This window comes from Nocardiopsis sp. NPDC055824, from assembly GCF_053616335.1.
Window position 1 is genome coordinate 1 of record NZ_JBSHDN010000261.1, and the last position, 7,703, is coordinate 7,703.

The 7,703-nt window shown below is 70.0% G+C and carries 6 protein-coding genes; all 6 read left to right on the plus strand.

Annotated features, from left to right (window positions below; all coding sequences use genetic code 11):
- Nucleotides 1-249: 249 nt before the first annotated feature.
- Nucleotides 250-957, plus strand: coding sequence for an HAD family hydrolase (locus ACWGL3_RS29485; RefSeq protein WP_267945251.1), 708 nt, complete (start codon nt 250-252; stop codon nt 955-957).
- Nucleotides 958-1,213: 256 nt separating this feature from the next.
- The gene (locus ACWGL3_RS29490) at nt 1,214-1,726 is read left to right on the plus strand and encodes a cellulose synthase (RefSeq protein WP_267945250.1); all 513 of its coding nucleotides are present in this window, start codon (nt 1,214-1,216) and stop codon (nt 1,724-1,726) included.
- Nucleotides 1,727-2,447: 721 nt separating this feature from the next.
- Nucleotides 2,448-3,488: an ABC transporter permease gene (locus ACWGL3_RS29495; protein ID WP_267945249.1), complete on the plus strand. Its 1,041-nt coding sequence runs from the start codon at nt 2,448-2,450 to the stop codon at nt 3,486-3,488.
- A 104-nt stretch (nt 3,489-3,592) separates the two neighbouring features.
- On the plus strand, nt 3,593-5,341 hold the full coding sequence (locus ACWGL3_RS29500; RefSeq protein ID WP_267945248.1) for an ABC transporter substrate-binding protein: 1,749 nt from the start codon (nt 3,593-3,595) through the stop codon (nt 5,339-5,341).
- An 88-nt stretch (nt 5,342-5,429) separates the two neighbouring features.
- On the plus strand, nt 5,430-6,443 hold the full coding sequence (locus tag ACWGL3_RS29505) for an ABC transporter permease (protein WP_267945247.1): 1,014 nt from the start codon (nt 5,430-5,432) through the stop codon (nt 6,441-6,443).
- Nucleotides 6,444-6,489: 46 nt separating this feature from the next.
- On the plus strand, nt 6,490-7,703 hold a 1,214-nt coding region (locus ACWGL3_RS29510), incomplete at its 3' end, for an ATP-binding cassette domain-containing protein (protein WP_452462044.1).

Genomic DNA, 7,703 nt, shown 5'->3' on the forward strand with positions numbered 1-7,703 from the left:
CCCCCGGACCGGGGGCGGGGCCGCGCCCCTTTTCCCGGGCGCGGACTGTGGGGCAGCTCTCCTCCCGCCCCCGCCCGAGTGTTCGTAGTGTGGAAAGGACGCCGACAGGTCCTCTTCACGGCGCGGGCGCCCCCGGTTCGGCACGATGAACGGCAGGGGCGCCCCGCGGGCGGGCTGGGGTACCCATCACACACGAGGGGAGAGTGCGGCGCTCCGCCCGGCCGGGTGCCGGGACGCGCCGCCGAACGCATGAGTGAACCGAGCACGCTGAGCCGTGAGACCTCCGAGACCGGGACCGGGAGACGGCTCCAGGCCGTGCTGCTGGACATGGACGGCACCCTCATCGAGAGCGAGCACCTGTGGGGCGAGGCCGAGGCCGAGCTGGTCGCCGAGCTGGGCGGGGTGTGGACCGAGAGGGACCACGAGGCCAACGTCGGCAACGCCGCCGAGCCCGTGGGCCGCTACATCGTCGCCCTGACCGGAGCCGACCACCTCACCCCGCGCCAGGTGGCCGACCTGCTCTACGCGAAGTTCCGGACCAAGCTCGAGGGCGGTGCCCAGCTGCGCCCGGGGGCCAAGGAGCTGGTGGACATGCTGTCGCTGGCCGGTGTGCCCGTGGTCCTGGTGACCTCCACCGAACGGCAGCTCATCCAGGCGGCGATCGGCGGCATCGGCATCGACAGCTTCGACGACTCCGTGGCCGGTGACGAGGTCGAGGCCAACAAGCCGCACCCCGACCCCTACCTCAGGGCCGCCCGGCGCCTGGGCGTGGACCCCGAGCGCTGCGTCGCCTTCGAGGACTCGGTGGTGGGCGTGGCCTCGGCGGCCGACGCCGGGTGCGTCACGGTCGCCGTGCCCAACCACGTGGAGATCCCGCCGCGCGAGGGCGTGGTCTTCCGGGACAGCCTGGTGGGCGTGGACCTGGACTGGCTGGAGTCGCTGGTCGCCGACCGCTGACCCTCCTCCCCGGCCCGGGTCGGGGAGGACGGCCGGCGGCGGGCCCGGCGTCCGTGCGCCGGACTTCCCCGCGGCCCCGCCCGGCCCCGGGGGACCGGCGGGCGGGGCCGCCGTCGGGGTGCCCCCGCACCCTCCTCCCGGCCCGCCGGCACGCGGGTAACGTGGGAGAAGGGCCCCGGCACGGGCGCCGGATCGGGGGCAAGCCCTAAGGGATCGACCGGATGTGCGCTCCGGCGCCGGATGGGAGACTGGGCCCATGCCTGAGAACCTGACGTGGATGACCGGTGTGATCCTGGGAGGCGGCCTCACCCTCGTGGGGCTGGTGATCTCCTTCGTCGTGTGGCGCGCGAAGGGCGCCGCCCACGGTCTGCGGGGGGTGGCGTGGTCGCTGCTCCCGCTGGCCGCCGGTCTGATCGGGCTGATGAACGCCGTCTGGCAGTTCGTCATGAGCATCGTCGGCATCCTGGTGGGGCTGCTGTTCAACCCCGCCGTGTGGGCGGGCGTGGCCCTGGCGGGCCTGGCGGTGGTCCTCTACGTCGTCTCCGGCGTCATGGCGGCCCGGGGCGTGGGGACCCGGTCCAGGGGCGGGGCCTCCGAGGAGCCGAAGGCCGCCCGGGGCGGAGGGCAGGCGGGCGCCGCCGGTGCGGCCAAGCCCGCGGCCGGCCAGGTGGGCGCGGCCCCGAAGAACCCGAAGAAGACGGCTGCCGACGACGACCTCGCCGACCTCGGCGACATCGAGGCCCTCCTGCGCAAGCGCGGTATCGACTAGGGCCCCTTCCGCACCGGCCCCGCGCCCTCTTCCCCAGGGCGCGGGGCCGACTGCTGTGCCCGGCTCCCCCCGTTACCACGGACCGGTCGCCGGACGGACCGGGGGCCGGCCCCCGGTCCCGTGGCGGGCGGCCCGGTTCCGGTGACGGAGCGTGCGGACCCCCTGGTTCTCGGGGTGATGACGGCACAGTAACGGCCGAGTCACTGTTCGCTTTGCGCGTTCATGTCGTCACTCTTCGACGCATAGCACTTGCCATAGGACGCCGTTCTCGGGGTGGACGCGGGCAGAAGCGGACGTATCGTGGGGGATCGCGTCAGTGCCACATCGCCCCAGCTCGCGGCCGGTCGTCGGATGAATGCGAACTCTGTCATCATTTGTTGTTATATACGTTTTTTGACAGTGTTTGTCACGATTTAGATACATGGCCGGGGATTGGACGATATGCGCTCAAAGGGCGAGTAGGTTTGTCGCTGTGTAACAGCCCGGGCGTGACGGTCCCCGGATGTGCCCAACTCCTCATGTGAAGCGGCGCACCCCGGCGGCCAGAGTCAGCGAAGGCGGGGCACCCACCCGCCGCGCGGACCAGCGCCCACGCCAGCCAGCGTCGAGAACCGGCCGGCCCCACCGTGAGATCCCCGACGGGTCAACCCCCGGAGGTCTCACGCGTGGGATCTGCGCGTTCCCCTCGGCCAGAAGCGTATGAGTGGAGAGTGGTGGCCTGATGAGCGCGCCCTCGCATGTCCCTGAGTCGGCGGAGCAGTCCGACGCTGTGGACGTCGCAGTGACGGCCCCCGTGGGCCGCAGTGACGCGGGCAACCGGTCCCTCCGGCAGATCGCCTGGCAGCGGCTGCGCAAGGACAAGGTCGCGATGGTCTCCGGGATCGTCGTCGTACTGCTCATCCTGGCCGCGATCCTCGCGCCCCTCCTGGTCAAGTGGTTCGGGTACCCCCCCACCCAGTTCAACCAGGACCTGATCGAGCCCAACACCGGTCTGCCGATGAGGGACCCCGACAACCCGGACCCCTTCGACACCGACCCGTGGGGCGCCATCAGCGGCGACCACCTGCTGGGCATCGAGCCCAAGACCGGCCGCGACCTGTTCAGCCGCATCCTCTACGGCGCCCAGATCTCCCTGCTGGTGGCCTTCCTCTCCACGCTGCTGTGCGTGGCCCTCGGGACCGTCCTCGGCATCATCGCGGGCTACAAGGGCGGCTGGGTCGACACCCTCATCAGCCGGGCGATGGACGTCTTCCTCGCCTTCCCGCTGATGCTCTTCGCCATCGCGCTCGTGGGCGTCATCCCCGACGGGGTCCTCGGCCTCCAGGGCAACGGGCTCCGCGTCGGCGTCATCGTGTTCATCATCGGGTTCTTCAACTGGCCCTACATCGCGCGCATCGTCCGAGGACAGACGCTCTCGCTGCGCGAGCGCGAGTTCGTCGAGGCGGCCAGGAGCCTGGGCGCCAGCAACCGGCACATCCTCTTCCGGGAGATCCTGCCCAACCTGGTCACGCCGATCGTGGTCTACTCCACGCTGCTCATCCCGACCAACATCCTCTTCGAGGCGGCCCTGAGCTTCCTGGGCGTGGGCATCAACCCGCCCACCCCGAGCTGGGGAAAGATGCTCTCCGACGCGGTCCCCCTGGCCCAGTCCGCCCCGTACTACATCCTCTTCCCGGGCCTGGCCATCTTCATCACCGTCCTGGCGTTCAACCTCTTCGGCGACGGCCTCCGGGACGCCTTCGACCCCAAGACCTCCGACTGACCAAGGCCGGTGTGGCTGCCCCGCCCAGCCCACGCCATCCAAGGCACGGGTCCGACCACTGGTCGATCCCATCCCCACATCAGGTTCGCAAGAGAGGCAGTTCCTTGAGGAAACGCACCCTCGGATTCGTCGCGCTGGGCGCGGCCGCGTCCATCTTCCTTTCAGCTTGCGGCGGTGGTGGCTCCGAGGGCGGAGACACCCAGGCCAACGGCGCCTACGACCAGGGCTCCACGGAGATCGTGAACCCGTCCGACCAGACCGGCGGCACCCTGCGCTACGCCATCTCCTCGGACTTCGACTCCACCGACCCGGGCGACACCTACTACGGGTTCAGCTGGAACTTCACCCGGTACTACGCCCGTACGCTCCTGGCGTTCACCCCGGCCCCGGCCAACGCGTCCACCGAGCTGACCACGGACATGGCCACCGGCATGCCCGAGGCCAACGACGACTTCACCGAGTGGACCGTCAAGATCCAGGAGGGCCTCAAGTACGAGGACGGCTCCGAGATCACCGCCCAGGACATCAAGTACGCGATCGCCCGCTCGAACTACAACGGCGGCGAGCTGCCCAACGGGCCGCGCTACTTCGAGGCGCACCTGGACCAGGAGCCGTTCAACGTCTTCGAGAGCGACGACCCGCTGGCGGACTTCACGGCCGTCGAGACGCCGGACGACTACACCCTGGTCTTCCACCTCAAGGACTCCTTCTCCGAGTTCCCGTACATCCTGACCCAGCCGCAGACCGCCCCGGTCCCGCTGGACAGCGACCGCGGCGCGCTCTACAAGGAGAACGTCGTCTCCTCCGGGCCGTACAAGTTCGACGGCGCCTACCAGCCCGGCGTCGCGCTCAACCTGACCCGCAACGAGCACTGGGACAGCGAGACCGACCCGATCCGCCCGGCCCTGCCGGACGAGGTCACCGTCGAGATCGGCGTGGACCAGGACGAGATCGACCAGCGCCTGGTCAACGGCGAGATCGACGTCGACCTCTCCGGTGTCGGCGTCGGCCCGGCCATGAAGAGCACGCTGCTCACCGACGAGGCGGCCCAGCCCAACCTGGACAACCCGCTCTCCGGCGCCCTGCGCTACGTCAACATCCACACCCCGGTCATCGAGGACGTCGCCTGCCGCCAGGCGATCATGTACGCGGCCGACCGTGACAGCCTGCACCGCGCCTGGGGCGGTGAGAGCGGCGGCGACCTCGCCACCAACCTGCTCCCGCCGACCATCCCCGGCGCCGACCCGGAGTCGGACCTCTACCCGTCCACGGACAACAAGGGCGACCTGGAGGCCGCGCAGGCCAAGCTCGAGGAGTGCGGCGAGGACGAGGGCTTCGAGACCACCATCGCCGTCCGCGACGGTCGTCCCAACGACATCGCCACCGCCGAGGCCCTGCAGGAGTCCCTGACGCGCGTCGGCATCCAGACCGACATCCAGACCTTCCCGGCCGAGGACTTCTTCGCCCAGTACGCCGGCTCGCAGGACTACGTCCGTGAGAACAACATCGGTCTGAGCGTCTCCGGCTGGATCCCCGACTGGGCCACCGGCTACGGCTTCGCCTCCAAGATCACCGACGGCGACGCCATCCAGGCGACCGGCAACTACAACACGTCCGAGCTCGACGACCCCGAGGTCAACGGCCTCTGGGACGACGCCCTCAAGACCGAGGACCCGGACGAGCGCGCCAACATCTACACCCAGATCGACACCCTGGTCATGGAGCAGGCGGCCATCCTGCCCGTCGTCTTCGACCGTGCGATGTTCTACCGCTCGGACGAGCTGACCAACGTCTACTACACGTCGTCGTACGCCATGTACGACTTCATGGCCATCGGCGTGGACCGGGGCTAGAGCCCCAGCCGGCCTGAACTAGTACGAGAAGGCAGGTGAACGCGGCGGGGGTCCCACGGCCCCGTGGGTACCCCCGCCGCCGACCGCGATGCTGAACTATATTCTTCGCCGCCTCGGAGCGGGGCTGCTGCTGCTCGCCGTCGTCACGGCGGTGACCTTCTGTATCTTCTACGTCCTGCCCCGGTGGGCGGGCGTGACCCCGCGCGGCATGGCCGCCATGTACGTGGGCAAGGCGCCCACGCCCGAGGCGCTCGACGCCACGGTGGCCCGGCTCGGCCTCGACCAGCCCATCGCCGTGCAGTTCTTCGACTTCGTGAAGTCGCTGCTCTTCGGTTCCGAGTACACCTTCGGTCGGGAGACCGTGGAGTGCGCGGCCCCCTGCCTCGGCTACTCCTTCACCACCAACAGCCCCGTGCTGCCCCAGCTGCTCGACCGCCTGCCGGTCACGATGTCGCTGGCCTTCGGCGCGGCCGTCATCTGGGTCATCGGCGGCGTGGCCGTCGGCGTCCTGTCCGCGGTCAAGAAGGGCAGCCTCTTCGACCGCCTGGCCATGGGAACCGCCCTCGTCGGCGTCTCCATGCCCGTGTACTTCACCGGCCTGCTGGCCCTGGCCTTCCTCGTCCACGAGTGGAACCTGTTCCCCGTCTCGCGGTACGTGCCGCTGGGGGAGGACCCCGTCGGCTGGTTCCAGGTCATGATCCTGCCCTGGGTGACGCTGGCGTTCCTGCACGCGGCCCAGTACGCGCGGCAGACCCGCGCGGGGATGCTGGAGACCCTGGGCGAGGACTACATCCGCACCGCCCGCGCCAAGGGGCTCAGCGAGCGCCGCGTGATCTTCAAGCACGCGCTGCGCCCGACCCTGACCCCCATCGTGACGATCTTCGGCCTGGACCTGGGCCTCGTCCTCGGCGGCGCGATCCTCACGGAGAAGGTGTTCTCCCTCAACGGCGTGGGCGCCTACGCCATCGACGCGATCATCGGCAAGGACCTGCCCGTGGTGCTCGGCGTGACCCTGCTGGGAGCCGTCTTCATCGTCATCTGCAACCTGATCGTCGACCTGCTGTACCCGATCGTCGACCCGCGGGTGCGGATCGCGAAGTAACGCGCGACAGCGTTCGACCAGACCAGCTCTAATGAAGGAATGTGACATGGCCTCGACCGAGCCCGTCGTCCGCGTGGACGACCTGAGGGTGACGTTCCCGACCATGGACGGCGACGTCCAGGCGGTGAACGGGTTGTCCTTCGAGGTGCCCGCCGGCGGCGCCCTCGGCATCGTGGGCGAGTCCGGCTCGGGCAAGAGTGTGACGTCGCTGGCGCTGATGGGCCTGCACCGGGGGAGCCGGGCGCGGATCAGCGGTTCCATCGAGGTGGTGGGCAAGGACGTGGTGTCGGCGTCGGACAAGGAACTGCGGCGCATGCGCGGCAACGACATCGCGATGGTCTTCCAGGACCCGATGCAGTCGCTGCACCCGCAGTACACGATCGGCAACCAGCTCGTCGAGGCCTACCGGATCCACAACCCCAAGGCCTCCAAGGCCGACGCGGTCAAGCGGGCGGTCGAGTCCCTGGACCGGGTGGGCATCCCCGACCCGGCCAAGCGGATCAACTCCTACCCGCACGAGTTCTCGGGCGGCATGCGCCAGCGCGTGGTCATCGCGATGGGGCTGATGTGCGATCCCAAGGTGCTGCTGGCGGACGAGCCGACCACGGCCCTGGACGTGACGGTGCAGGCGCGCATCCTGGACCTGCTGGACGAGCTGCGCCGCGACCTGAACATGGGCCTGATCCTGGTCTCCCACGACCTGGCCGTCGTCGCGGGGTCGGTGGACGAGGTCGTGGTCATGCGCCACGGCGTGGCCGTGGAGCGCGGCGACGTGCGCCGGGTCCTGTCCGCACCCGAACACCCCTACACCCAGGGGCTCCTGGCCGCGGTGCCGCGCGTGGAGGTCTCCCGCGCCCAGCGGCGCGCCCAGGACCGCGCGGACCGGATCGAGAAGGAGCAGCGCGAGGGCACGGTCACCGAGCCCGGCGAGTTCAAGGCCTTCGTCCCACCCGTGAGCGGTACCGGCGACAACGCCGGCGAGCCGCTGCTGCGGGTCGAGGACGTGGCGCAGCGGTTCAAGGTGCGCGGCGGCACGTGGGGCAAGGCCACGGACTTCTGGGCGGTCAAGGGTGTGTCCTTCGATCTGCACCAGGGGGAGACCCTGGGGATCGTGGGCGAGTCCGGATCCGGTAAGAGCACGTTGTCGCGGATGGTGATGCGTCTGCTGGAGCCCACCCGGGGCCGGGTGGAGTTCGAGGGGCGCGACATCACGCACATGTCGGAGCGGGCGCTGCGTCCGCTGCGCCGTGATGTGCAGAT

What these genes read in the sequence shown, in the direction of transcription:
- ACWGL3_RS29490 (WP_267945250.1), top strand. Translation starts at nt 1,214, where the DNA reads ATGCCTGAGAACCTGACGTGGATGACCGGTGTGATCCTGGGAGGCGGC.
- ACWGL3_RS29495 (WP_267945249.1), top strand. Translation starts at nt 2,448, where the DNA reads ATGAGCGCGCCCTCGCATGTCCCTGAGTCGGCGGAGCAGTCCGACGCT.
- ACWGL3_RS29505 (WP_267945247.1), top strand. Translation starts at nt 5,430, where the DNA reads ATGCTGAACTATATTCTTCGCCGCCTCGGAGCGGGGCTGCTGCTGCTC.
- ACWGL3_RS29485 (WP_267945251.1), top strand. Translation starts at nt 250, where the DNA reads ATGAGTGAACCGAGCACGCTGAGCCGTGAGACCTCCGAGACCGGGACC.